The 23,954-nt window shown below is 73.9% G+C and carries 20 protein-coding genes; 13 read left to right on the top strand and 7 right to left on the bottom strand.

Features of this window, described 5'->3' with window-relative positions:
* Positions 1–318 precede the first annotated feature (318 nt).
* Positions 319–1,392, top strand: coding sequence for an alpha/beta fold hydrolase (locus ACFYZB_RS45055; RefSeq protein WP_388767702.1), 1,074 nt, complete (start codon positions 319–321; stop codon positions 1,390–1,392).
* Positions 1,393–1,398: 6 nt separating this feature from the next.
* Here the strand turns inward: ACFYZB_RS45055 and ACFYZB_RS45060 are convergent, their stop codons facing one another.
* The 3 genes from ACFYZB_RS45060 to ACFYZB_RS45070 all read right to left on the bottom strand — a co-directional run bounded on the left by ACFYZB_RS45060 (position 1,399) and on the right by ACFYZB_RS45070 (position 4,620).
* Entirely contained in the window at positions 1,399–1,698 is a 300-nt protein-coding gene (locus tag ACFYZB_RS45060) for a PqqD family protein (RefSeq protein WP_351217694.1), read from the bottom strand.
* A 170-nt stretch (positions 1,699–1,868) separates the two neighbouring features.
* A complete protein-coding gene (locus ACFYZB_RS45065) occupies positions 1,869–3,389 on the bottom strand; it encodes an AMP-binding protein (RefSeq protein WP_388767703.1) in 1,521 nt (506 codons plus the stop codon).
* 274 nt (positions 3,390–3,663) lie between these two features.
* Complete coding sequence (locus ACFYZB_RS45070) at positions 3,664–4,620, bottom strand: ACP S-malonyltransferase (protein ID WP_388767704.1); 957 nt, start codon at positions 4,618–4,620, stop codon at positions 3,664–3,666.
* A gap of 147 nt (positions 4,621–4,767) precedes the next feature.
* Here ACFYZB_RS45070 and mftA point away from each other — a divergent pair, with 147 nt between their 5' ends.
* The 12 genes from mftA (at position 4,768) to mftE (ending at position 17,158) form a co-directional block, all read left to right on the top strand.
* On the top strand, positions 4,768–4,917 hold the full coding sequence (mftA, locus tag ACFYZB_RS45075) for a mycofactocin precursor MftA (RefSeq protein ID WP_351217688.1): 150 nt from the start codon (positions 4,768–4,770) through the stop codon (positions 4,915–4,917).
* 14 nt (positions 4,918–4,931) lie between these two features.
* Entirely contained in the window at positions 4,932–5,234 is a 303-nt protein-coding gene (gene mftB, locus ACFYZB_RS45080; protein WP_351217686.1) for a mycofactocin biosynthesis chaperone MftB, read from the top strand.
* On the top strand, positions 5,231–6,445 hold the full coding sequence (gene mftC, locus ACFYZB_RS45085) for a mycofactocin radical SAM maturase (RefSeq protein WP_388767706.1): 1,215 nt from the start codon (positions 5,231–5,233) through the stop codon (positions 6,443–6,445). Before mftB ends, mftC begins: the two co-directional genes overlap by 4 nt.
* A gap of 2 nt (positions 6,446–6,447) precedes the next feature.
* The gene (locus tag ACFYZB_RS45090; RefSeq protein ID WP_388767707.1) at positions 6,448–8,436 is read left to right on the top strand and encodes a mycofactocin system FadH/OYE family oxidoreductase 1; all 1,989 of its coding nucleotides are present in this window, start codon (positions 6,448–6,450) and stop codon (positions 8,434–8,436) included.
* On the top strand, positions 8,433–10,400 hold the full coding sequence (locus tag ACFYZB_RS45095; RefSeq protein ID WP_388767708.1) for a mycofactocin system FadH/OYE family oxidoreductase 2: 1,968 nt from the start codon (positions 8,433–8,435) through the stop codon (positions 10,398–10,400). The genes ACFYZB_RS45090 and ACFYZB_RS45095 overlap by 4 nt, the downstream gene beginning before the upstream one ends.
* Positions 10,397–11,326, top strand: coding sequence for a mycofactocin-associated electron transfer flavoprotein alpha subunit (locus ACFYZB_RS45100; protein WP_351217678.1), 930 nt, complete (start codon positions 10,397–10,399; stop codon positions 11,324–11,326). The genes ACFYZB_RS45095 and ACFYZB_RS45100 overlap by 4 nt, the downstream gene beginning before the upstream one ends.
* Positions 11,316–12,647: an FAD-dependent oxidoreductase gene (locus tag ACFYZB_RS45105; RefSeq protein WP_388767709.1), complete on the top strand. Its 1,332-nt coding sequence runs from the start codon at positions 11,316–11,318 to the stop codon at positions 12,645–12,647. The genes ACFYZB_RS45100 and ACFYZB_RS45105 overlap by 11 nt, the downstream gene beginning before the upstream one ends.
* Positions 12,644–12,955, top strand: coding sequence for a 4Fe-4S dicluster domain-containing protein (locus ACFYZB_RS45110; RefSeq protein ID WP_351217673.1), 312 nt, complete (start codon positions 12,644–12,646; stop codon positions 12,953–12,955). The genes ACFYZB_RS45105 and ACFYZB_RS45110 overlap by 4 nt, the downstream gene beginning before the upstream one ends.
* Positions 12,952–13,821: a mycofactocin-associated electron transfer flavoprotein beta subunit gene (locus tag ACFYZB_RS45115; protein WP_388767710.1), complete on the top strand. Its 870-nt coding sequence runs from the start codon at positions 12,952–12,954 to the stop codon at positions 13,819–13,821. Before ACFYZB_RS45110 ends, ACFYZB_RS45115 begins: the two co-directional genes overlap by 4 nt.
* Before the next feature lie 46 nt (positions 13,822–13,867).
* Positions 13,868–14,686 (top strand): mycofactocin-coupled SDR family oxidoreductase, encoded by an 819-nt coding sequence (locus tag ACFYZB_RS45120; protein ID WP_388767712.1) that lies wholly within the window; start codon positions 13,868–13,870, stop codon positions 14,684–14,686.
* Positions 14,683–16,089: a mycofactocin biosynthesis glycosyltransferase MftF gene (gene mftF, locus ACFYZB_RS45125; RefSeq protein ID WP_388767715.1), complete on the top strand. Its 1,407-nt coding sequence runs from the start codon at positions 14,683–14,685 to the stop codon at positions 16,087–16,089. The genes ACFYZB_RS45120 and mftF overlap by 4 nt, the downstream gene beginning before the upstream one ends.
* A gap of 343 nt (positions 16,090–16,432) precedes the next feature.
* A complete protein-coding gene (gene mftE / locus ACFYZB_RS45130) occupies positions 16,433–17,158 on the top strand; it encodes a mycofactocin biosynthesis peptidyl-dipeptidase MftE (RefSeq protein WP_388767717.1) in 726 nt (241 codons plus the stop codon).
* 18 nt (positions 17,159–17,176) lie between these two features.
* Here mftE and ACFYZB_RS45135 read toward each other — a convergent pair whose 3' ends face one another.
* From ACFYZB_RS45135 to ACFYZB_RS45150, 4 genes are all read right to left on the bottom strand, one after another.
* A complete protein-coding gene (locus ACFYZB_RS45135) occupies positions 17,177–17,953 on the bottom strand; it encodes a TetR/AcrR family transcriptional regulator (RefSeq protein ID WP_388767719.1) in 777 nt (258 codons plus the stop codon).
* 398 nt (positions 17,954–18,351) lie between these two features.
* Positions 18,352–19,995: an MFS transporter gene (locus tag ACFYZB_RS45140; RefSeq protein WP_388767721.1), complete on the bottom strand. Its 1,644-nt coding sequence runs from the start codon at positions 19,993–19,995 to the stop codon at positions 18,352–18,354.
* A gap of 579 nt (positions 19,996–20,574) precedes the next feature.
* Positions 20,575–21,471 carry a proline iminopeptidase-family hydrolase gene (locus tag ACFYZB_RS45145; RefSeq protein ID WP_351217659.1) on the bottom strand — a complete coding sequence of 299 codons (897 nt, stop codon included), beginning with the start codon at positions 21,469–21,471 and terminating at the stop codon, positions 20,575–20,577.
* Between the two features lie 14 nt (positions 21,472–21,485).
* Positions 21,486–23,954, bottom strand: a 2,469-nt coding sequence (locus ACFYZB_RS45150; RefSeq protein WP_388767723.1) for a type I polyketide synthase, incomplete at its 5' end; no start/stop codon positions are given.

The following is a 23,954-nucleotide window of genomic DNA, read 5'->3' on the forward strand; positions in this document are numbered from 1 at the left end:
ACCCCCCAGGTCATCCGTTCGACAGGAGGGGACAGCCATGCCGGGCCCTAAGGCCAGCGGCCCTCTTGCAGGACCGCGGAAAACATAACGGGGGGAACTGCTCCAACAGCCGTTCCAGCGCGCCCTGTTCGCCGAACCGGGCCCGCACGGGGAAAGCCCGGCCACCGTCGCGGGCACCGCTCACCCTTCGCCCACCGGGGGCACACCGCCGCAACGGGTCTCCCTCCCGATCAGTCTTCAGCAACGGTTGTCGTACGCCCCCGGGCCGGGCTTGGATGGCGCTCACCGTGAAGTCTTCGGACACAGTGAGTGGGTGGGATGGTGCTGGGACGAGTGGTGACCGGAACCGGTGCGGCAGCGGCCGCGATCGCCGGGGGCGTGCTCGCCCAACGGTCCGTGGTGCGTGGGCGGCAGGAGCGCCGGTTACGGATCGACGGCGGCCGGGGAGTCGACGAGCAGTACTTCGCGCGGATCGGCGGTATCGAGCAGTGGCTGTCGGTCCGCGGGGACGACGTGTCGCAGCCCGTGCTGGTGGAGGTGCACGGCGGACCCGGCTCGGTGACCTCGGTGTTCACCGCGCGCACGCGGGCGTGGGAGGAGCACTTCACCGTGGTGCGCTGGGACATGCGCGGCGCCGGGAAGACCCTGCGGCGCGGCGGCGCGCGGGGGCAGGGGGAGATCACGTACGAGCGGTTGTACGAGGATGCCCTGGAGGTCGTGGACCATGTGCGGACACGCCTCGGGGTGGAGCGGGTGGTGATCGTCGGGCATTCCCTCGGCACCGGTTTCGCGCTGCGGCTGATCCGCAGTCACCCGGAGCGCTTCTCGGCGTACGTGGGGATCGACCACAACGTCCACGACGGCGGCCGCGACGCGTCCTCCTACAAGGAGCTGCTGGAGCGGCTGCGCGCGGCGGGCCGGGACAAGCAGGCCGCCACCGTGGAGGCCATGGGCCAGGACCGGCGGGTCTGGACGGCCGAGCAGCACGCGCTGTACCACCGGTTCGTCATGGCGAACAATCCGGAGAGCGTCGCCGCACTGAAGTCGGTGGTGCTGCCGTCGCTGTGGTACTCGCCGCTGCACTCGCTGCCCGACCTGCCGGCCTTCTTCCAGGGCATGAAGCTGTCGGCACGGATCTTTCCGGACACCGCCACGTTCGACGACTGGGCGGACGGTACGCGCTTCGCCGTTCCGTTCTTCGTGTTCCAGGGGGCCCTCGACCTGGTCACCCCGCCGGGCCGGGCGCGCCGGTTCTTCGACGACGTGGAGGCGCCGGCCAAGCATTTCGAGCTGGTCGAGGACGCCGCGCACTTCTCGGCGTACACACATCCCGACCGGTTCCTGGCGCTGCTGCTGGACCGGGTACGGCCGCTGGTGTCCGGGAGCCGGTGACCGCCGCTACCGCGCCAGGGCCTGCGGAGCGGCGCAGCTTGCGGCGGGCCGCAGCCATCCCTGGTCGATCAGGGCGCGGGACCAGGCGTCCATGACGGTGCGCACCTTGGCGCGGTCGGTGTTCCACAGCCGCGTCAGGGTGTCCACGGCGCCGTCGACGCGGCCGTCGTTCTGGCGCAGCGCGAACCACATGGTCGCGGCGAGCGGTGTGCAGCGGAATCCTTCCGCCCGGCCCTTCGCCCGCAGGGCGATCCGGCCGTCGGCCAGAGCGGTGCTGGTGACTCCCTCACTCGGCAGGACGCGCATGGTGTTCTCCTCTCGGCGATGCTCGCCGGACGGCTGCGGCCGGTGCTCCGGCCGGTGCATCGAGCATCTCCCGCCGAGGAGGAGGGCGACCATGGGCCTGGGCACCGAGTGGGGGTGGTGCCGGCACCACCGTGGGAGGTGCGGCGGGCCGGTGGCCGCGCGGACGTGCGTCAGGCGGCTGGGCGGCGCGGCTGGGTGAGGAGGTCGGTGGCGCGCTGGGTGAGCTGCTTGCGGTCCACCTTGCGGTTGGAGTTCAGGGGGAACTCGGCCAGGTGCTCGAAGCGGCGGGGCAGCATGCCCTTGGGCAGCAGTTCCCGCAGGGCACGGGCGAGCTGGGCGGCGGGGCGGGGCTCGCCGGTGTAGTAGACGACGAGTTCGGTGCCCGCCGGGGTGGTGGCGCCGACGGCGACGGCGTCCTCGACGCCGGGGCAGGAACGCAGCTCGTGTTCGACCTCGGCCAGCTCGACGCGCCAGCCCTGCACCTGCACCTGGGAGTCCAGGCGCCCGAGGTAGACCAGCTCGCCGTCGGCCAGTCGGCGCACCCGGTCGCCGGTGCGGTACCAGCGACGGCCCTCGCGCTCCACGAATCGGCCGGCGTCGTCGGACGGATCGAGGTAGCCGGCCGTCATCTGCGGGCCGGTGATGAGCAGTTCGCCCTCGACGGGGGTCTCCTGGTCGTCGGCGTCGATCAGGACGTGGTCGTGTCCCTCGTGCACCCGGCCGATGGGGACGAGTCCGTTGACACAGCGCCCCGGGGAGGTCGCGGGATCCCAGCGGTGGCCGGTGACGGTGACGGTCAGTTCGGTCGGTCCGTAGATGTTCTCCAGGGTCGAGGCGGGGGCCGCGGCCTGCCAGTCGGCGGCGTCGTGTGCGCGCAGTGCCTCTCCCGCGAAGAAGCTCCAGCGCAGGCCCGGCAGGGCGCCCGGGGTGAGGCCGCCCATGCGGCGGACCAGGGAGATGGCGCTGGGCGTGGCGAACCACACGGTGACGCCGTGCCTCTGCAGGTAGGCCGGCAGGTCGAGGTAGGCGGTCTGCGGGGTGACGTCGACGACGGCACCATGGCCCCAGGCGCAGAACAGGTCGAACATCGCGCAGTCGAAGTTCAGGTCGAAGGTCTGTGAGAAGACGTCGTCCGGGGTGAAGTCGTAGCGCGCGTCGAGGAGTTCGAAGTAGTGGCGGGTGCTGCCGTGGCTGATGGGCACGCCCTTGGGACGGCCGGTGGAGCCGGAGGTGAACAGCATGTAGGCGGCGTCGGCGGGGGCGGTGCCGGTGCGGGGCGCGGACAGGGCGCGGGACGGGTCGTGGGTGACGGCCGCAGGCAGGGGTGTGTCGCCCGGACCGTTCAGGCCGGCCAGGATCTCCCGGCCGCGCTCGTCGGCGATCACGGCGGTGGCGCCGGACAGTTCGAGCATGTGCCGGGTGCGGGTGGCCGGGAAGTCGGGGTGCAGCGGGACGACGGTGGCGCCCGCGTACAGGGCGCCGAGGATGCCCGCGTAGGCGGTCACGTTCTTGCCCGCGAGGACGCCCACGGTCTTCGCCTCGCCGAGGGATCCCGCCCAGACGAGGGCCTGCCGGTGCAGGTCCCGGTAGGTGGTCGTCCCGGAGGCGGTGCGCAGGGCCGGGCGGTCGGCAGCGAGGGCCAGTCCGCGCAGGAAGCGCTCGTGCAGACCGCCGGATTGCTGCTGGGTCATGGTTCCTCCGAAGGGGACACGCCCGAGGGTTCGGGCGCGCGGGACGCGGGGCGGGGATCGGCGGAGCCGACGGGGCTCTGCGCTCGTTGGCGGGCGGTCGTCGGCGGGACGGTCGGACGGGCCGGGCATCGGGGGTGCGGGGCGGTCGGGTGGCGGACGGCTCCTCGGCGGGCGGGGTCGTCGGGTGGGCCGCCTGCGGCGGGGCGGGCCCGTCGGGGAGAGAGCCCGCTGCGGACCGTCGCCCGCCCGGTGGGCCGTCTTCCGTGGGCCGGGGTCAGGCCGCCAGGGAGGCCGGGCGGCGTCGGGGGCGCAGGGCGAGGCGGGGGTTGGCCGCGACGACCTTGAAGTTCTTCGTGACGGCGCCGACCCGGCCGAACAGCGCGTCCTGACCGGCGACGTAGAGGGTGCCGACACCGCGGTCGCGCAGGGAGGCGAGGGCGGTCGGCCAGTTGACGGCGCGGACGCAGCAGTCGAGCAGCAGATCGCGGATCTCCTCGCCGGTGGTCAGCAGCGTGCCGTCCTGGTCGGAGACGACCGCGAGCGTCGGGTCGGCGAACTCCAGGCCGTCCATCACCTCCTCGGCGGCCCGGGCCCGCAGCGCGGCGAACGCCGCGGAGTGCATCGGCGGACGCATGACGTACAGCGGCAGCCCGCCGGCCGCGCGCAGCCGCTGCTGGAGCCAGTCCAGCCGGGAGGCGCGCAGCGTGAGCATGCGGAAGTCCTCGTCCACCACGCAGGTGATGTCGTACCACTCGTCCTGCTCGGCCAGTTCGGCGAGGATCTCCTCCAGGGCGGCGGCGGAGGTGCGGGCGAAGGACTGGGTGGCGACCTGCTCCGGGTAGTCCTCGGCGAAGAAGGCGTCGAGGACGTGCGCGAACCGCTCGGTGAGCCGCACGCCGTCGGCGAAGGACAGGGCGCCGGAGCGCACGGCGGTGGCCTTGCCGCCGAAGCTCGGTCCGGTGACGAAGGCGGGTTCGGCGCCGGACTCGGCCTCGGCCCACCGCGCCAGGGCCAGGCAGTTCACGAAGAAGGCGACCTGGGCGTACACGGAATAGTCGCCCTCCGCTTCCCGGAAACGGTCGAAGAGGGAATAGCCGAGGGTGTCGTCCGCTTCCGCCACAAGTTCCCGGGCGAAGGGGTTGACAAGCATGAACTTGCCGACTTCGGCGAAGGGCGAGGGCCCCATCCCCGGAAACACCAGGGCGCTTTTCGTCCGGTTCGCATTCTTCATGAGGGCCAGTGTGCTGTCCGGGCCACCGCGCCTCTAACCCCTACCTGCCCCTTAATGCACGGCGGACCGGGTCCGCGCCGACCCGGCCCCTAGGTTTCTAGGGGTGTTCGCCTTCGGTGGCCTCCTCCAGCATGTTCTTCCAGGAGTGTGTCGGACACAGGGAAGGCAGGGCTCGCCATGGATGTGGAGGAGACCACCGGGACCGACGAGGCGCCCGGGATCGCGGTGGAGGCCGAGTACGCCGAGGAACTGCTCGTCGAAGAGGTCTCCATCGACGGCATGTGCGGAGTCTACTGACCGGAGGCCGCCCCGTGTTCACCCCCGAGCGCCCCTACCGGTGCTCACCCAGCGTGGCGCTGCGCCCCGAGCCCTTCGGGGCGCTCGCCTACCACTTCGGCACCCGTCGGCTGTGCTTCCTGAAGTCGCCGCAACTCGTGGCGGTCGTACGGTCGTTGGCCGACCACCCCGATGTCCACGCGGCGCTCGACGCGGCCGGGGTGGCCGCCGGCGAACGCGCCGCGCACCTCGGCGCCCTCGCCTCCCTCGCCGCGGGCGGCCTGATCGAGCCCCGCCCGGGGGAACCGGCCGCCGACCTCCTGGAGGAAGCAGCGTGAAGCTCGTCGACCACTTCGAGAGCGGCCTGGACGCCCCCATCTGCCTCACCTGGGAGCTGACCTACGCCTGCAACCTGGCGTGTGTGCACTGCCTGTCCTCCTCGGGCCGGCGCGACCCCCGGGAGATGACCACGGCCGAGTGCAAGGCCGTGATCGACGAGCTGGAGCGCATGCAGGTCTTCTACGTCAACATCGGCGGCGGCGAGCCGACGGTGCGCCCGGACTTCTGGGAGCTGGTCGAGTACGCCACCGCCCACCGCGTCGGGGTGAAGTTCTCCACCAACGGGGTGCGCATCACGCCCGAGCGGGCCCGGTGGCTGGCCGCCAGCGACTACGTCGACGTACAGATCTCCCTGGACGGCGCGACCGCCGAGGTCAACGACGCGGTGCGCGGACCGGGTTCGTACGACACCGCGATGGCCGCGATCCGCAACCTCGCCGACGCCGGCATGCGCGACTTCAAGCTGAGTGTGGTGGTGACCCGGCACAACGCCGGCCAGCTCGACGACTTCAAGGCCCTCGCCGACGCCCACGGCGCCCAGCTGCGCATCACCCGGCTGCGGCCCTCGGGGCGCGGCGCCGACGTGTGGGACGAGCTGCACCCGACCGCCGGCCAGCAGCGGGCGCTGTACGAGTGGCTGCTGGCGCACGGCGAGAACGTGCTCACCGGTGACTCCTTCTTCCACCTCAACGCCCTCGGCGCGCAGCCGCTGCCGGGTCTGAACCTGTGCGGGGCGGGCCGGGTGGTGTGCCTGATCGACCCCGTCGGCGACGTGTACGCCTGCCCGTTCGCCATCCACGACAGCTTCCTCGCCGGCAACGTCCGTTCCCCGGGCGGCTTTTCCGCCGTGTGGCGCGAGTCGGAGCTGTTCCGCGAGCTGCGCTCCCCGCAGACCGGCGGCGCGTGCACGGCCTGCTCGGCGTACGACGCCTGCCGCGGCGGCTGCATGGCCGCGAAGTTCTTCACCGGGCTGCCGCTGGACGGCCCGGACCCGGAGTGCGTGAAGGGCAACGGGGAGCGGGCGCTGGCCGTGGTCGGCGCGGGGGCCGCGCCGCGCCCGAGCGGCGACCACTCGCACCGCACCCGTCCGCGTACCGGTCCGGTCCCGGTGACCATCGGGCGCCGCCGTGCCGCCGCCGGGGCGCCGGACCGGGCCTGTGACACGAGCCCGCTGGCCGGGTTCGCGCCCGGGAGCCCGGGAGCGGCGTGACCATGCGACTGACCGAGCCCGTCGCCCTGGGCCCGTACACCGCCCCGAGCCGGGTGGTGTTCGGGCCGCACGAGACCAACCTGGCCCGCCGGCGGGCGTTGTCGGACCGGCACGTCGCCTACTACGCGCGGCGCGCGGCCGGCGGCGCGGGTGTGGTCGTCACCGAGACGGCGAGCGTGCACGCCTCCGACTGGCCCTACGAGCGGGCCCCGCTGGCCGCGGACTGCGGCCCCGGCTGGGCGGCGACGGCGGCCGCGTGTGCGCCGTACGGAACGCTGGTGGTGGCCTCCCTCGGCCATGCCGGCTCCCAGGGTTCCTCCGCCCACCACCAGTCGGCGCTGTGGGCGCCGTCCCGGGTCGCCGATGTGGTGAGCCGGGAGCTGCCGATGGAGATGGAGGAGGCCGAACTGGCCGGTCTGCGGGCCGGCTTCGCCTCGTCCGCGCGGCTGGCGGTGGAGTCGGGGCTGCACGGGGTGGAGATCGAGGCGGGCCAGTACAGCCTGCTGCGCCAGTTCCTGTCCGGTCTGACCAACCAGCGCGCGGACGCCCACGGCGGCGACCGGCTGCTGCTGGCCCGTCAGGTGCTCGCGGACGTGCGCGCGGCGGTGGGCGAGGGCCCGCTGGTGGGGCTGCGGCTGTCCTGCGACGAGCTGGCCCCCTGGGCGGGCATCACGCCCGAGCAGGCCGAGGGCTTCGCCCGCGAGCTGGCGCCGCTGCTCGACTACCTGGTGGTGGTGCGCGGTTCGGGCATGTCCACGGCCGCCACCCGCCCGGACTTCCACACCCCGCCCGGTTTCAACACCGGGTTGTGCGCCGGTGTGCGCACGGCGGTCGCCGGGGCGGTGCCCGTGGTGTTGCAGGGTTCGGTCACCGACCCGGGCCTGGCACAGCGGGCGCTGGACGAGGGGGTCGCCGACCTGGTGGAGATGACCCGCGCCCAGATCGCCGATCCGGAGCTGGTCGCACTGGTCCGTTCGGGGCATCCCGAGCGGGTGCGGCCGTGTGTGCTGTGCAACCAGAAGTGCCGCGTACGGGACAACCGCAATCCGGTGGTCTCGTGCGCCGTGGACCCCCGCAGCGGTCATGAGACCGAGGATCCGCCCGACTTCCCCCGGTGGGCGGAACCGGTGGACCCGGCCGCTGCGGAGCGGGAGACGGACGTGCCCGGGAGGCCCGACGGTGTGCCTCCCGGGGCGTCCGGCGCTCCCGTGACCCTCGTGGTCGGCGGCGGTCCGGCGGGCCTGGAGGCCGCGAGGGTGCTGGCCGCCCACGGGCACCGGGTGGAGCTGGTGGAGCGCGCCGGGCGGCTCGGCGGGATGCTGCGGCCGGCGGGCGAGCGCTGGGCGCCGCTGCTGGACTGGCTGGAGGCGGAGGTACGGCGGCTCGGCGTGGTCGTGCGCACCCAAGTCACTGCCGGTGCCCCGGATGTGGCGGGGCGCCGGGTGGTGCTGGCCACCGGCTCGCGTCCCGGTCCGCGCCGCTACGACGTCGACGGCGGCACCGTGCTGGAGGCGGCCGACCTGCTCGCGGGCCGTGCGGCGCTGCCCGACGGGCCGGTGCTGGTTGACGACCCGGTGGGGGACGCGACCGGCGTCGCCCTCGCCGAGCGGCTCGCCGCCGAGGGCCGGGAGACCGCGCTGGTCACCCCGGACCAGGTGGCCGGCACCCAGCTCGCCCTGACCGGCGACCTCGCGGACGCGCACGCCCGGCTGGCGCGCGCCGGGGTCACACTGCTGCGGCGCTCGGTGCTGCGGGCGGTCCTCGCGGACGCCGCGCTGGTCGAGGACACCGTCACCGGCGAGCAGCACAAGGTGGCGTGCGCGGCTGTCGTGCACTGCGGCCACCGGCTGCCCGACACCTCGCTCACCGCCCCGGCCGGCGCCGTCGCGGCGGGCGACCGGGTGGCGCCGCGCACGGTGTACGAGGCCCTGCTGGAGGGCCGGCGCGCGGCCCGGGCGCTGTGCGGCGGGGACGGGGGTGCGCTGCGGTGAGCGGTCTGAAACTGCTGTTCTCGCCCCTGCGGCTGGGCCCGCTGACGCTCGCCAACCGGATCGTGTTCTCCGCGCATCTGACCAACTACGCCGTGGACGGGCTGCCCAGCGAGCAGCACGCGGCCTACTACGCGGCACGGGCGGCCGGCGGGGCCGGGCTGATCATCACCGAGGAGCACTCCACCCACGTCACCGACTGGCCGTACGAGAAGCTCATCCACGGCTTCCGGCCCGAGGCGGTGGCCGGGTACCGGCGCATCACCGAGGCGGTGCACGCGCACGGCACCCCGATCCTCGCCCAGCTCAACCACAACGGCGGCCAGGCGTCCTCGATGTACTCGCGGCTGCCGGTGTGGGCGCCGTCGCCGGTGCCCGACCCGCTGTTCCGGGAGGTGCCCAAGGAGGTCACCACCGCGGAGATCGCCGAGATCGTCGCCGGGTACGGCACGGTCGCCGGGCACTGCGCCGAGGGCGGCTTCGACGGGGTGGAGCTGCAGTGCTCCCACTCCTCGATCGTGCGCGGCTTCCTCTCCCCCGCGACCAACCTGCGCACCGACGCCTACGGCGGCCCGCTGGAGCACCGGGTGCGGATCCTGCGGGAGATCATCGACGCGGTGCGCGAGGCGATCGGGCCGGACCGGGTACTGGGGGTGCGGCTGTGCGGCGACGAGCTGCTGGACGGCGGCACCACGATCGAGGAGGCCGTCGCCACGGCCCGGCTGGTGGAGGCCACCGGCAAGGTCGACTACATCAACACCTCGATCGGCGTGGCCACTTCGACCCTGTACATGATCGAGGCGTCGATGTCGGTGCCGCCCGGCTACGCCCTGTTCGTCTCCAACGCCATCCGCTCGGCGGTGCGGCTGCCCGTGATCGGGGTGGGCCGGATCAAGGATCCGGTACAGGCCGAACGGGCCCTGGCCGAGGGCCACTGCGACCTGGTCGGCGTGGTGCGCGGCCAGATCGCCGACCCGGACTTCGCCGCCAAGGCGCGCACCGGGCACACCCCGCACATCCGCACCTGTCTGTCCTGCAACCAGGAGTGCGTGGGCCGGATGGGCCTGAACCGCTGGCTGGGCTGCATCGAGAACCCGCGGGCGGGCCGCGAGGCGGTGCCGTTGCCGGCGCCGGGCCCGAGGCCGCGCCGGGTGCTGGTGGTCGGCGGGGGCCCGGCCGGGCTCCAGGCCGCGGCGACGGCCGCGCAGCGCGGGCACCGGGTGACGCTGTACGAGCGGGCCCCGGCCACCGGCGGCCAGGTCGCCACGGCGGCGAGTGCGCCGAGCCGCGCGGAGTTCCTGGACGTGGTGCGCAATCTGCTCGCCGAGTGCGTGCGCCTCGGCGTGGACATCCGCACCGGGGTGGAGGCGACGGCCGGCTCGCTGCGCACCGAGGCGCCGGACGCGGTCGTGCTCGCCACCGGGGCCCGGCCCCAACCGCCGTACTGGGCGGGCGACCTGGAGCGGGTCGTGGACGTGCGGGACGTGCTGGAGGGCCGGGCCGCGCCGCGGGCCGGGCAGCGGGTCCTGGTCCTCGACGAACTCGGCTTCCACCAGGCCACCTCCGTGGCCGAACTGCTGGCCGACCGGGGCTGCCGGGTGCGGATCAGCACGCCCGGGATGGTGGTGGGGCAGGACCTGGGCATCACCCTCGACCTGGAGACGTACGGCGTGCGCGCCCACGCCAAGGGCATCGCGCACGCCACCGACCAGGTGGTGACGGGAGCCCGCCCGAGCGGGCAGGGGGACGGGGAAGTGGAGCTGGACATCCTCACGCACACCACGAACACCACGGCGCAAGAACGCTACGACTGGGTGGTGTGCGCCGTGCACCAGGCACCGGAGGACGCCCTGTGGCACGCGCTGAAGGACGCCCCGTTCCCGGTCCACCGGGCCGGTGACTGCCTGACCCCGCGCCGCGCACACGCCGCGGTCGTCGAGGGGCACCGGGTGGGGGCGGCCCTGTGAGCGCGCACCTGCCCGAGCGGGTCGCTGTGCTCGTCGTACGCGACGGGGTCCTGCCGCTGGGTGCCGACGAAGCCGTGGCGGAGGCGAACGGGCATGCCCTGGTGGTCGGTTCGCGGGCCGCCGCCGGGGCCCGGGACCTGGTCGCGGCCCGGCGGGTGTGGACGGCCGACGGCGCGACCTCGCCCGCCGCCCTGTCCGTCGTGCTCGCGCCGCTGCTCGCCGCCGTGCACACCGTGATCCTGCCCGCCTCCCCCGACGGCCGGGACCTCGCGCCACGCCTCGCCGCCGAGCTGGGGCGGCCGCTGCTCGCCGGCGCCCTCGAGGTGCTCCCGCACGGTGCCGACGTGCTGCGCCTGGGCGGCAGCGCACTGGTCGAACTGACCGTGGACGGCCCCTTCGTGGCCACCCTGGAGCCCGGGGTGCGCGGCGCGGTGCCCGTGCCGGGCCCTGCGGAGACGAGCGAACTGACCCTGTCCGCCCCGGCGCCCGCCGGCCCGGACGCGGTGCACGTGGCCGACCTCGACACCTCGGCCGACGCCGGTGATCTCGCCGCCGCCCGCCGGGTGCTCGGCGCGGGCGGCGGGCTGGGCGGTCCCGAGGCCGTGGCGCTGCTCGCCGAGGCCGGTGCCCTCCTGGGCATGGCGGTGGGCGGCACCCGCGTGGTCACCGACGCGGGCTGGCTGGAGTACGCCCGGCAGATCGGCACCACCGGCGTCGCCGTGGACCCCGAGCTGTACGTCGCGTTCGGTGTGTCCGGCGCCCCGCACCACACCGGGGGGCTCGGCGCGCCGCGCCATGTGGTGAGCGTGAACACCGACCCGTACTGTCCGATGACCGCCATGGCCGACCTGGGCATCGTGGCCGACGCACCCGCCGTGCTCGCCGCGCTGACCCGCAGGCTGCGGGAGGTGGGCGATGCCGCCTGAGACGAATCCGCCGCCCGCCTTCGACGTCGTCGTGGTCGGCGCGGGCCCCGCAGGGTCGGCCGCCGCGCTGGAGGCGGCGCGCGCCGGGCTGTCGGTGGCGCTGCTGGAACGCGGGCCCTACCCGGGTGCCAAGAACGTGTACGGCGGTGTGGTCTACGGCCGGATCCTGGACGAGCTGGTGCCGGACTGGTGGGAGCACATGCCGGTGCAGCGCTGGGTCACCCGGCGCTCCACCATGCTGCTCACCGGCAGCCAGGCGCTCACCGTCGACTTCCGCACCGAGGACTGGGGCCGCCCCCCGTACAACGGCGCCACCGCCTTCCGTGCCGAGCTGGACGGCTGGCTCGCCCGGCTCGCCGAGGAGGCGGGTGCCGTGCTGGTGCCGTCCACCACGGCCACCGGGCTGCTGCGGGACGCCGCCGGACGGGTCACCGGGGTGCGCACCGACCGGCCGGGCGGCGACCTGACCGCCCGGGTCGTCATCGCCTGCGACGGCGTCAACTCCTTCCTCGCCAAGGAGGCCGGGCTGTTCGCGAAGGTGCCCGGCAGGCAGGCCGAGCACACCTCGCTGGGCGTGAAGGAGACCCTCGCCCTGCCGCGCGAGGTCATCGAGGAACGGTTCGCGCTGAGCGGGCGGCACGGCCAGGACATCGAGATCCTCGGCTGCACCGGGGGCATCCCCGGCGGTGGCTTCCTCTACACGAACCTGGAGTCGGTCAGTGTCGGCGTGGTGCTGTCGGTCACCGGGCTGGCCGCGTCCGGCGAACGGCCGGAGGCGGTGCTGGCCGGGCTGAAGGAGCACCCGGCGATCGCCCCGCTGCTGCGCGGCGCCGAACTGAAGGAGTACTCCGCGCATCTGATCCCCGAGGGCGGCCACGACACCATGCCCGAACTCGTCGGCGACGGCATCCTCGTCGCCGGGGACGCGGCGGCCATGTGCCTGGCCGCCGGGATCTGGCTGGAGGGCGTCAACTACGCGCTGGGCGCGGGCATGTACGCCGGCCGGGCCGCGGCCTCGGCGGTCGCGGCGGGCGACACCTCCCGGGCGGGGCTGGCCGGGTACCGGCGGCTGCTGGAGGACTCCTTCGTGCTGGCCGACCACCGCAGGCTGCGCCGGGTGCCGGGACTGGTCTTCTCCGACCGGGTGCAGCGGTCGTACCCGGGGCTGCTGTGCGAGGTGGCCCAGGGGTTCTTCACCGTGGACAACCCGCGCCCCAAACCCGGCCTGCGCCGGCTGCTGTCGGACGCGGCCCGCCGACGCGGTGTGCGGGTGCGCCATCTGCTGTCCGACGCGTTCACCTCAGCGAGGTCCTTCCGATGACCCAGACCAGTCCCCACGGCCACCGGGCCGGAGTGTCCTTCGAGGACCGCATGGCCACGGTGGACTTCCGTGTCGCCGAGCGGGCGCACATCACGGTGGACACCGACGTCTGCCGCTCCTGCGAGGTCCGCGCCTGTGTGCACGCCTGCCCGGCCGCGCTGTTCGTGCCGACGGACGACGGCGGGATCCTGTTCAACTACGAGCAGTGCTTCGAGTGCGGCACCTGCTACCAGGTGTGCGACGCGCCCGGCGCGCTCAGCTGGTCCTATCCCGAGGGCGGCCACGGGGTCGCCTTCCGGCAGGGGTGAGCGCCGTGCTGGTGGCCGCCGCCCTGCGCTGGACGGATCCGCGCGCGTCCGCGCATCCGCTGACCGGCACCGCGCCGAGCGCCCCGTACGCGGCCGGGGCCTCCCCCGCGGACCGGTGTGCGCTGGAGCACGCGCTGCGGCTCGCCGAGCGGCTCGGCGGCCGCTGCCTGGCGGTGACCGTGGGAGCGGTGGGCGCCGAGGAGATGCTCCGCGAGGCCCTGGCGGCCGGCGCCGACGAGGCGCTGCGGGTCGACGGCCCGGACGGCGACGAGTCGGCGACCGCGCGCAGCCTGCTGGCCGGGCTCACCGCCCGGGGACCGCTGCCCGAGGTGGTGGTGTGCGGGGACCGCTCGCCGGACCGCGGCACCGGCGCCACGCCGGCCCACCTGGCCGGGCTGCTGGGCGCCGCCCAGGCGCTGGGACTGACGGAACTGGCGGTCGGTACGGAGAGCGCCGCCGGGGTGTGGCTGCGGGCGGTACGGCGGCTGGACGCAGGGCGCGCCGAGGAACTGCGGGTTCCGCTGCCCGCGGTGTGCTCGGTCCAGCCCGGGACGGTACGGCCGCGCCGCGCGCCCCTCACCGGTGTGCTCGCCGCGCGCCGGGCGGAGATCACCGTGGTGCGGGCGGACGTGCGGGAAGCAGCCACCGTGCGGGCGGGCCGCCCGCGCCCCCACCGGCCCCGGCCCAGGGCGCTGACCGCCCCCGAGGGCGGTACCCGGCAACGGCTGCTCGCGCTCACCGGTGCCCTGGTCCCGCCCCGCACCCCGCCCCGCGTGGTGACCCCCGCCTCCCCCGAGGAGGCCGCCGAACTGCTGCTCGCCGAGCTGCGGCGGCACGGCGTGGACGTCCCGGCGCGACCGGCCTGAACGCCGGGAACGCAACGGGCCCGAACGCCAGGAAGGAGGACCGGCGTTGGAGAGCGCAGCGAAGAGCGCACCCGACTCCGCCGGGCGCCGCACCGCCGTCGTGACCGGTGCGGCCCGCGGGATCGGCGCGGCCGTGGTGGAGCAGCTGGCCGCGGACGGCTGGGTGGTGGTGGCCGTGGACGTGTGCCGGGACCTGCCCGGTGTCGGCTATCCGCTGGGCACCGAGAAGGAGCTGACCGCGCTGGCGGAGCGGTGGCCGGACTCGGTGCTGCCGGTCGTCGCCGACGTACGTGACCAGGCGGCTCTCGACGCGGCCGTCGAGCTGGCGCACCGCCACTCGGGGCAGCTGCACGCGGCCGTGGCCGCGGCCGCGGTGATGGCCGGCGGACGGCCGCTGTGGGAGACCACCGACGCGGAGTGGGACGCCCTGTTCGACACCGGGGTGCGCGGGGTGGCCAACCTGGCCCGGGCCGCCGTACCCCGGCTGCTGGCCGCGCCCGGGCCGCGCTCGGGCCGGTTCGTGGCGCTCGCCTCGGCCGCCGCCCATCACGGGCTGTGGCATCTGGCCGGGTACAACGCGGCCAAACACGCGGTGGTGGGCCTGATCCGGGGCCTGGCCGCCGACCTGCGCGGCACCGGCGTCACCGCCACCGCGGTCTCCCCCGGCTCCACCCGCACCCCCATGCTCCGGGCCAGCGCCGACCTGTACGGGCTGCCGGACACCGCCGAGTTCGCCCGGCACCAGCTGCTGGACCGCCTGCTGGAACCGGAGGAGGTGGCAGCCGCCGTGTGCTGGCTGTGCGGTGCGCAGGCGTCCGCCGTCACGGGCACGGTCGTCCACGCGGACGGAGGTTTCCTGCCATGAGCACACCGAGCGCGGCTGCGACGACACGGGAGGCGGCCCCGCTGCGGCTGGACCCGGATGTCTCCCTCAGCCGGCTGGCCGGCGGCCGTACGCTGCTCGGCGGCTCGCCCTACCGGGTGCTGCGGCTGAGCGCGGCCGGGGCCCGGCTGGTGGACGGGTGGCTCGGCGGGCAGCAGGTGTCCGGCGTGCCGCGGCAGCGGCGGCTGGCGGAGCAGCTGATCTCCGCCGGAGTGGTCCATCCGCGGTACGCGGCGGGCCCGTTCACCGAGGCCGACGTCACCGCGGTGATCCCGGTCCGCGACCGGCCCGAGGTGAGGGAGACGCTGGGGCGGCTGACGGAACTCGCCGGTGCGGTCGTCGTGGACGACGGCAGCGCGGTGCCGTTGCCCGGTGCGGCGCTGCGGCATCCGGTCTCGCGCGGTCCGGCCGCCGCGCGCAACAGCGGCTGGCGGCTGGCGAAGACGGAGCTGATCGCCTTCCTGGACTCCGACGTCGTGCCCGAACCGGGCTGGCTGGACGCCCTGTTGCCGCACTTCGCCGATCCGCGGGTGGCCGCGGTGGCGCCGCGGGTGCGCAGCCTGCCGGGCGCCGGCGCGCTGCAGCGGTACGAGCACGAGCGCTCCCCCCTCGACCTGGGCCCGCTGCCGGCGGTGGTCCGCCCCGGCAGCCGGGTCAGCTATGTGCCGACCGCCGCCCTGCTCGTCCGCAGGTCCGCGCTGTGCGCGCTGGGCGGGTTCGACGAGACGATGCGCTTCGGCGAGGACGTCGACCTGGTGTGGCGGCTGGCCGCCCGCGAGCACCTGGTGCGCTACGAGCCGGCCGCCCAGGTGTGGCACTCGCCCCGGTCCCGGTGGTCGGCGTGGGCGCGGCAGCGCTTCGACTACGGCACGTCGGCCGCCCCGCTCGCGCTGCGGCACGGGACCGCGGCGGCGCCGGTGCGGGTGTCGCCGTGGACGCTGGCGTGCTGGGGCGCCGTGGCCGCGGGCCGCCCGGCCGCCGCGTCCGCCACCGCCCTGATCACCGCGTCGCTGCTGCCGCGCAGGCTGCGCGGGACGGGGGTGCCGGCCGAGGACGCGGTGGCGCTGGCACTGCGCGGCCACTGGGGAGCGGGCCGGATGTTCGCGGACGCGGTCACCCGCTCGTGGTGGCCGGTGGCGGTGCCGGCGCTGGCCGCCTCGCGGCACGGGCGGCTGCTGCTGGCCGCCGCCTGGGCCCGCCATCTGGCCGACTGGCGCGCGCAGCGCCCCGAACTGCCCCTGCACCAGTGGCTCCCGGCCCGCATCGCCGACGACCTCGCCTACGGCGCCGGCGTCTGGTGGGGCGCCCTGCGCCATCGCACCCTGGCCCCCCTGCTTCCGGACGCACAGGAGTGGCCGGGGCGGGACGGGGTGCGGCGGGCGTGATCCGGGCGGCCGGAGCCCGGGGTCCGTACCCGGGCATGTGCGCGTGCCGGAGCCGGACGCACCCGGGGACGGGGCCGCTGCGGGGCCGGCGCGAGGGGAACGCCGTGCGGCCCATGGCCGGTTCCCCGCGCGGGCGAAGCGCGGCACGGCATGCCGGTTCCCCGTCCGAAACGGAGCCCCCGTACGGCTCACGCCAGGCCCACGGGAACGGAACGGCACGCGGTCGTGGCCGAGTTCGCACGGGCGGCATGGCGGAAGGCGGGCCGACGGCACGGCACACGGGTGTACGGCCTCGGCACAGCGACCGGCACCGGGCCGGCACACACACAAGGAGGCGGGGACGATGCCGGAGCCGCGCAGGCTCGCCGAGCAGACATGGCCGGAGACCGCCGCCACGGCGGGGCGGAGCGTGCTGGTGGTGCCGGTCGGGTCGACCGAGCAGCACGGGCCGCATCTGCCCTTCACGGTGGACACGGACATCGCGCTCGCGCTGGCGGAGCGGCTGGCGGCGGCCCGGCCGTGGGTGGTGCTGGCGCCGCCGGTGCACTACGGCTCCAGCGGGGAGCACGCGGGCTTCCCCGGCACCCTGTCGATCGGGCAGCGGGCCACCGAGTTGCTGCTGACCGAACTGGGGCGCTCCGCCGACGCGTTCGCGGCGGTCGCGTTCGTCTCGGCGCACGGGGGCAATGCCGTACCCCTGCGCCGGGCGGTGGCGCGGCTGCGTGCGGAGGGGCGCCGGGCCCACTTCTGGGAGCCGGCCGGGGAGCCCGGGGACAGTCACGCGGGCCGGGCCGAGACCTCGGCCATGCTGGTGCTGCGGCCCGAGGCCGTACGCCTGGAGCGGGCGGAGGCGGGCGACACCCGGCCGCTGCCCGAGGTGCTGCCGGTGCTGCGTCGCGCGGGGCTGCGGGCGGTCACCGCGAACGGGGTGCTCGGCGACCCCGTGGGGGCGTCGGCCGCCGCCGGGGACGGCCTGCTGGACGGGTGGGCGGCGGATCTGCTGACGGCGAGTGCGCGCTGGCGGCCGCGGGGCGGGGAAGGGCGGCGACCTGCGGCCCCGGAGGGGTGAGGCGCCGCCGGCCGTGGGTCAGCGGCTCTGCCCGGCCGGGCGGGCCGCCCGGCGCCGGCGCCGTATCAGGGCCTCTATTCCGTCCAGGGCGCAGGTGAGGGCGAAGGAGAACTCGGTGTCCTCGCCGTCGGAGTCGTCGAAGACGCCCGCTTCCATGGCCGCGTTGATGGCGGGGAAGCGGTCCGCGTCCGCGAGTTTCTCGATGAGCCGGCGGTAGTCCAGCATCGTTTCCGCGCCGTCGGGTCCCGACCTGGCGAAGGCCTCGTAGGTGTCGGCGAGCTGGGCCTCGTTGCGGACCAGGCCGGCCAGGAGCAGGATCGAGGACATCTTCTGGGCCTCGCTGAGACCGGAGCGCTGCAGGAAGCGCAGCCCCTGTTCGGCCCAGGCGATCTGGTGGGGCGTGGAGGGCGGGCCGCTGATGGGGATGCGCACCACCCAGGGGTGCCGGCGCAGCACGTCCAGGTAGGAGCGGCTCCAGTGCTCGAGCCCGGCCCGCCAGCGCGGCCTGGGGTCGGGGTGGGGCACCGGCGGGCCGAAGGCGGCGTCCACCATCAGGGGCAGCAGCTCGTCCTTGGCCGAGACGTACCGGTAGAGGGACATCGTCGAGGAGTTCAGTTCCTTGGCGATACGGCTCATGGAGATCGCGCCGATCCCGTCGGCATCCGCGACCGTCACGGCGGTGTCCACGATCCGGCCGAGGCTCAGGATGCGCTTGGGCCCCTTCTGGGAGGGTTCCCGAAGGCCCCAGGCCACTTCGATGCTGGTCGGCAGGCCGATGACACTGTCGTTACCCATATGCGCCCGCCTTCTTCCGGCTTCTGTTGCTCCGGCTGTGTCGACAAACCGTCATCACAATCTAGCCCAGTGGCCATGGCGTACGACCGAGGGCTTGACCCCGGTGCGGAGTCAAGCCCTCGTGCCGATCGCCGGACGGGGGACTCGGCCGATCGACTGCCATGGTGCGGTGAGCGGCGACGACCGCCACCATTACTGCGTGCGGCGCACGCAGCCACGTTTATATGGTACGCAGTAAGGCTTCCCCGGTCAACCGGCTCCTCCGGCGGGCCGGGGGATCACATCAAGCGGCACGGGCCTCCCGGCCGGCGAACGCCAGGGGTGCGATCGCCGGCCGGGAGGCCCGTGCCCGGGGACGGACCGTGCTCCCGCGGTCCGCGCGGGAGCACGGTCGGTGCTCAGTACGCCTGCGACTCTCCCGGGTCGGCCCACATCGCGGCCTGCGCCGGGCTGTTCACCTCGGTCTGCCAGGACGCCGGTGCCTGCTGGGCGACGACACGGGACTCGTGCTCCTCGTCGGACTGCGGGGCGTTGGGCACCTTGCGCAGGGCGGCGGTCACGAAGATCATGCCCAGGACGACCACGGCGCCGGCCGCGACGGCCGCCAGGTTGAGACCGTGGGTGAAGGCGTCGCGCGCCACCTTGAGGACGGTCTGACCGGTCTGGCCGGGCATCTTCTCCGCCGCCACGATGGCACCGCCCAGGGTGTCGGGAGCGGCGTGGTAGGCCTCCTTGGGCAGACCGCTGGGCAGTTTCTCCTTGACGTCCTTGCCGTAGACGTAGGCGCCGACACTGCCGAGCAGCGCCATACCGAGCGAACCGCCGAGCAGCGAGCCCGTCTCGAGCACCGAGGTGCCCGAACCGGCCTCCTCCTCGGAGACGTTGGCGACCAGCATGTCCGTGCACTGACCGAGGACCGAGACCAGGCCGCCGGCCTGCAGGCTCATCGCCACCAGCATCAGCCACAGCGGCGAGCCCGCGGAGAGCTGCGTCATGATCGCGAAGCCGCCCAGCGCCATGGCGAAGCAGCCCGCGGTGATGGACGAGCGGCGCACGCCCTTCTCCAGGAAGGAGACCGTGGTCGGCTGGATGACGGCGACGCCCACCGACGGCACCAGGCTCCACAGCGCCGCGTTCAGCGGGGTGCGGTCCTGCACCGACTGCAGGTACTGCGCGGTGAAGACGGTGAAGCCGATCAGCGCGAAGGAACCGATGAGCTTGGTGATCACCGCACCGCTGACGGCGCGGCGGCGCAGCAGGCTCATGTCCAGCATCGGGTGGTCGGAGGCCTTCTGCCGGATCGCGAAGGCGATCAGGCTGACGACGCCGACGGCGATGCAGGCCAGGCGCACCGAGTTGGTGCCGTTGGCCGCGATCTCCTTGATGCCGTAGATGAGGGGGAAGAGACCGACGATGGTGAACAGCGATCCCAGGAAGTCGAACTTGCCGGCCCTCGGGTTCCTGGACTCCGGCAGCAGCAGCGGCGCCGTGAGCAGGAGCATGATCATGAAGGGCACGTTGATCAGGAAGATGGAACCCCACCAGAAGTGGGCGAGGAGCAGACCGCTGAGCACCGGACCGGCGGTGACACCCGTGCCGAGCGTGCCGACGAAGATGGCGACGGCCTTGGTGCGCTCCTTCGGGTCGTGGAACATCGCGCGCAGCAGTGCCATGGCGGTCGGTTCGAGGGTCGCGCCGCCGACGGCCTGGAAGATGCGGGCGAAGATGAGCATCTCCGAACTCTGGCTGTAGGCCGCGAGGATGGAGCCGACGCCGAACACGAGCGCGCCCAGCATCAGCAGCTTGCGGCGGCCGATCCGGTCACCGATGGAGCCCATCGTGATGTAGAGGCTCGCCAGCACGAAGCTGTAGGCGTCGAACATCCACAGCTGCTGGGTGGCGCTGGGCTCGAGCTGTTCGGTGATGTTCGGAACGGCGAAGTACACCACCGACATGTCCATCGACACGAGCAGCAGGGCCAGCATGAGCACACCTAGTGCGGTCCACTCCTTCCGGCCGGCCTTGCGAGTGACTTCAGGCATGTTCGATGCCTCCCGTGATCGGATCGAGCCTTACTGCGTGCGGCGCACGCAGTGCTGTGTAGACCATACGCAGAACGTGGGGGGAGGGTCAATCGGATCCGGAGAGATGCGGAGTATCGGCATCGCAAAGAGGTTCTGACGGTCCGCCAGGGAACGAGAGGTGGTCGGTCTCCTACCGTCCTCTGCGGAATTTCCTACGGCTAGCCCTTCCCCTGCCAGGCCCTCCGCCGGGCTGGACGGATTGCCTTGTCGGAAACCATAGCCGCATAGCGTGCACGCCGAACGAGGGCAATTCTCCTGCTCAAGCGGAACTCGAGACACACTCCGATCAACACGCGCACCGGATGGCCGGAACGACACGCACTCACACGGGCGAACGTGCCCGCCGGCAGCACCGACGGGCACGTAGTCGCAGTTCAGGGCCGATCACTTGAGGCTGCGCCGGAAAACGAGCGGCGACTTTCCGCCATCGGGCTCCCCTGCATTTCTCCAGCGGAATCCGACCCGCACTCAAGTCGAATTCGAGTGATTCTTCAGCGGAATTTCCGTAGCACTGGCCGCCGGGTCGAGCCGAATCCTTCAGAGGCTCTTGAGGTATTCCGTCATGACCTCGAAGAAGGCCTCCGGCTCCTCCAGGTGGGGCAGATGGCTGGAGTTCTCGAAGATCACCCAGCGGGCGTCGGGGATCAGTTCCCGGTAGGGGCGCACGGTCTTCGGCGTCGCCTCGTCGTGGCGGCCGGACAGGACAAGCGTCGGCACGGAGATGTCCGGCAGGCAGTCCTCGACGCCCCAGTCCTTCAGCGTGCCGACGACGTGGAACTCGCTGGGGCCGTTCATGGCGTAGTACACCGTCGGATCGTTGTAGACCTCGTAGAACGAGGCCTGGTACTCGCGCGGCCACGGCTTGAGACGGCAGACGTGCTTCTCGTAGAAGGGCGTCATCGCCTCGTAGTACTCCTCGCTGCTGGTCGTCCCCGCCGCCTCGTGGCGCAGCAGCGTCTCGTTGACGCCCGGCGGCAACTGGGCGCGCAGCACCGCCATCTCCTCCAGCCACAGCGGGTACGATGCCGGGGAGTTGGCGATGACGAGACCGCGCAGGCCCGCGGGGCGGGCGGCGGCGTGCCTGGCCACCAGCAGCCCGCCCCAGGACTGGCCGAACAGCACGTAGTCGTCGGCGATGCCGAGCCGGCTCAGCAGGTTGTCCAGCTCGGCCAGGAACAGCTCCACCGTCCAGAAGTCCGCGCCGCGGCCCGGCAGATGGGTGGAGCCGCCGTTGCCGATCTGGTCGTAGTGGACGACCGGCCGGCCCTCCTCGGCGAGCCGGGCGAGCGGCAGCAGGTAGTCGTGCGTGGAGCCCGGGCCGCCGTGCACCACGACGACCGGCGCGAGGCCCGAGCCGAGGTCTCCGGTGACCCGGTACCAGGTCTTGTACTCGCCGAACGGAACGGTTCCCTTGGCGCTCGGGGCCGGCGTCATGGTCCTCACCTTCTTCATGTGTTCTGGGCCGAGATCCACTCCTCGACGACCTGCGCGGTCTGCTCCGCCGCCTCCTCCACGATCGTGAAGTGGTCGGCGGGCACGGAGCGGTAGGTGTGGCCGGGGTTCCAGGGCCGGGCCTGCCAGGAGTCGTCGGCGGGCACGGCGTCCCCGGGGCCGTCGGCCAGGAAGCTGCGTTCGGCTCCGACGAACAGCACCGGGGTCTCGACGGCGTCGAGGGAGAACAGCGGCAGCAGGTCGAAGTAGGCGCGCATCGCGGACAGCACCGCGGTGTCGAACATGCCGTACTGCGAGTCGCGTTCCACGAGCGCGGCGGACATCTGCTCGAAGACCTGCGCCTGCATGCCGCCGCCGGCCTCCTGGGTGACCACGTACGTGTCGACGAGGACCACACCGGCCGCGGGCGTGCCCAGCTGCTCCAGCCGGCCCGCGGTCCCGTAGGCCAGCAGGCCCCCGGAGGAGTAGCCGAGCAGCACGAACGGCTCGCCCGCCGCCGCCTCCAGCACGGCGTGCGCCAGTGCCGAGGTGAGCGCGTCGACGGAGGCCGGCAGGTGCTCGCCGCGCTGGAAACCCGGCGAGGGGAGACCGGCCAGGTAGCGCACGTCACGGAAGTACGCGGCCAGCCGGGCATGCTGGTGCGTGCCCCCGGTGGCCATGGGCGTACCGAGGCAGATCAGCCGCGGCCGGGCCGGGCCGTCCGCGAGCCGCACCGCGCGCAGCGGGGCGGGCAGGTCCTCGTACGACGCGAAGGTGGGCCGCAGATCCGCGACCGCACGCAGCAGACCGAACGCCTGGGTGGTCCGGCCCTCGAGGACGGTCCGGCGGAACAGTCCGGTCACGGTGTCCTCGTCGTCCCGGTCCGCCCGGCCGCCCACAGCCCCGGCCTCCGTGCACGCGTCGTCGAAACGGTCCAGGGCCTCGACGAGTTCACGCGCCAGTCCGACCGGGGTCTTGCTGTCGAACACGGCCATCGGCGGCAGGGCGAGCCCGAGAGCAGCGTTGAGCGCTCCGCGCAGTTCCATGGCGCTGAGCGAGTCCACACCCGCTTCCAGGAAATCCCGCTCGGGCGCGACGGCGTCCGCGGAGGTGTGCCCGAGGACCTGGGCGGCGTGCTCCAGCACCAGCGCCAGCAGGGCTTCCTCCCGCGCGCCCGGCTCCAGGGCCGCGAGCCGCCCGCGCAGCACCGACGGATCCGCCTGGGCGCGGGCCGCACGGCGCCTGGTGACGCGGACCAGCCCGCGGAACAGGGCGGGCAGGTCCTCACCGGCCGAGCGCAACGCCTTCAGGTCCAGGGCGATGGGGACGAGGGCGGGGGCAGGCAGGGCGCTCGCGGTGTCGAACAGCGCCAGGCCCTGTTCCGGGGTGAGTGCGTGGACACCGGTGCTGTTCATCCGGTCGCGCTCCGCCTCGTCCAGGGTGTCGGCCATGCCTCCGCCCCACAGGCCCCACGCCAGGGACTGCGCGGGCAGGCCATGCGCCTTGCGGTGGGTGGCGAGCGCGTCCAGGAACGTGTTCGCGGCCGCGTAGTTGCCCTGCCCCGGATTGCCCAGGGTGCCCGCCGCGGAGGAGAAGAGCACGAACGCGGTGAGGTTCTTGCCGGCGGTCAGCTCGTGCAGGTTCAGGGCCGCGTCCACCTTCGGACGCAGCACCCTCTCCACCCGCTCCGGCGTCAGGGACGCGATCACACCGTCGTCCAGGACACCCGCCACATGAACCACACCGGAAAGGTCCACGTCATCCAGGAGAGCGGCCAGGGCCTCCCGGTCCGCCGCGTCACAGGCCGCCACCGTCACCTCGGCGCCCTGAGCGGTCAGTTCCTCGGCCAACTCCCGCATACCAGGGGCCTGTTCACCCCGGCGACTGGTCAGCAGCAGACGGCGCACACCGTACTCGGACACCAGATGCCGGGCGAAGAGGCCACCCAGGGTGCCCGTCGCACCCGTCACCAGGACCGTGCCTCCGGAGGAGAAGTTCAGGGGTTCGGGGTCCGGTGCCACGGGGGTACGGGCGAGGCGGGCGCCGTAGGCCGCGCCGGCCCGGACGACGACCTGCGGCTCACCCGTCGCCAGGGCCAGAGCGACCGCGTCATCCGCTTCTGCGTCCGTTTCGGTGTCGGTGTCGATCAGGACGAAACGGTCCGGATCCTCCGACTGAGCGGAGCGCACCAGACCCCACACGGCCGCACCCGCCAGATCGGTGACATCCTCACCCGGCAACGCCATGGCACCCCGCGTGACGAACACCAGCCGGCCCTCGGCCGACCGCAGCTCCGCCAACGCGGCATTCACCCCGGCACGCACCGCCTCGGCACCGGCCCCAGGCCTCGCCCGCAGGACCCTCACGCCCTCCGGCACCGGCCCACCCTGGACCTCCGGCAGTCGTACCCAGTCGAGCTGGAAGAGGGATTCGTGGAACGCCGAACCCGCCCCCGCCAACTGCTCCGCCGAGATCTCCCGCAACGC

The sequence above is a fragment of the Streptomyces sp. NPDC001852 genome (genome assembly GCF_042891825.1).
Taxonomy (GTDB): Bacteria; Actinomycetota; Actinomycetes; order Streptomycetales; family Streptomycetaceae; genus Streptomyces.

Coding starts and splice junctions, on each gene's coding strand:
- ACFYZB_RS45055 (WP_388767702.1), top strand. CDS start 319: ATGGTGCTGGGACGAGTGGTGACCGGAACCGGTGCGGCAGCGGCCGCG.
- ACFYZB_RS45060 (WP_351217694.1), bottom strand. CDS start 1,698: ATGCGCGTCCTGCCGAGTGAGGGAGTCACCAGCACCGCTCTGGCCGAC.
- ACFYZB_RS45065 (WP_388767703.1), bottom strand. CDS start 3,389: ATGACCCAGCAGCAATCCGGCGGTCTGCACGAGCGCTTCCTGCGCGGA.
- ACFYZB_RS45070 (WP_388767704.1), bottom strand. CDS start 4,620: ATGAAGAATGCGAACCGGACGAAAAGCGCCCTGGTGTTTCCGGGGATG.
- ACFYZB_RS45090 (WP_388767707.1), top strand. CDS start 6,448: ATGCGACTGACCGAGCCCGTCGCCCTGGGCCCGTACACCGCCCCGAGC.
- ACFYZB_RS45105 (WP_388767709.1), top strand. CDS start 11,316: ATGCCGCCTGAGACGAATCCGCCGCCCGCCTTCGACGTCGTCGTGGTC.
- ACFYZB_RS45110 (WP_351217673.1), top strand. CDS start 12,644: ATGACCCAGACCAGTCCCCACGGCCACCGGGCCGGAGTGTCCTTCGAG.
- mftF (WP_388767715.1), top strand. CDS start 14,683: ATGAGCACACCGAGCGCGGCTGCGACGACACGGGAGGCGGCCCCGCTG.
- mftE (WP_388767717.1), top strand. CDS start 16,433: ATGCCGGAGCCGCGCAGGCTCGCCGAGCAGACATGGCCGGAGACCGCC.
- ACFYZB_RS45135 (WP_388767719.1), bottom strand. CDS start 17,953: ATGGGTAACGACAGTGTCATCGGCCTGCCGACCAGCATCGAAGTGGCC.
- ACFYZB_RS45140 (WP_388767721.1), bottom strand. CDS start 19,995: ATGCCTGAAGTCACTCGCAAGGCCGGCCGGAAGGAGTGGACCGCACTA.
- ACFYZB_RS45145 (WP_351217659.1), bottom strand. CDS start 21,471: ATGACGCCGGCCCCGAGCGCCAAGGGAACCGTTCCGTTCGGCGAGTAC.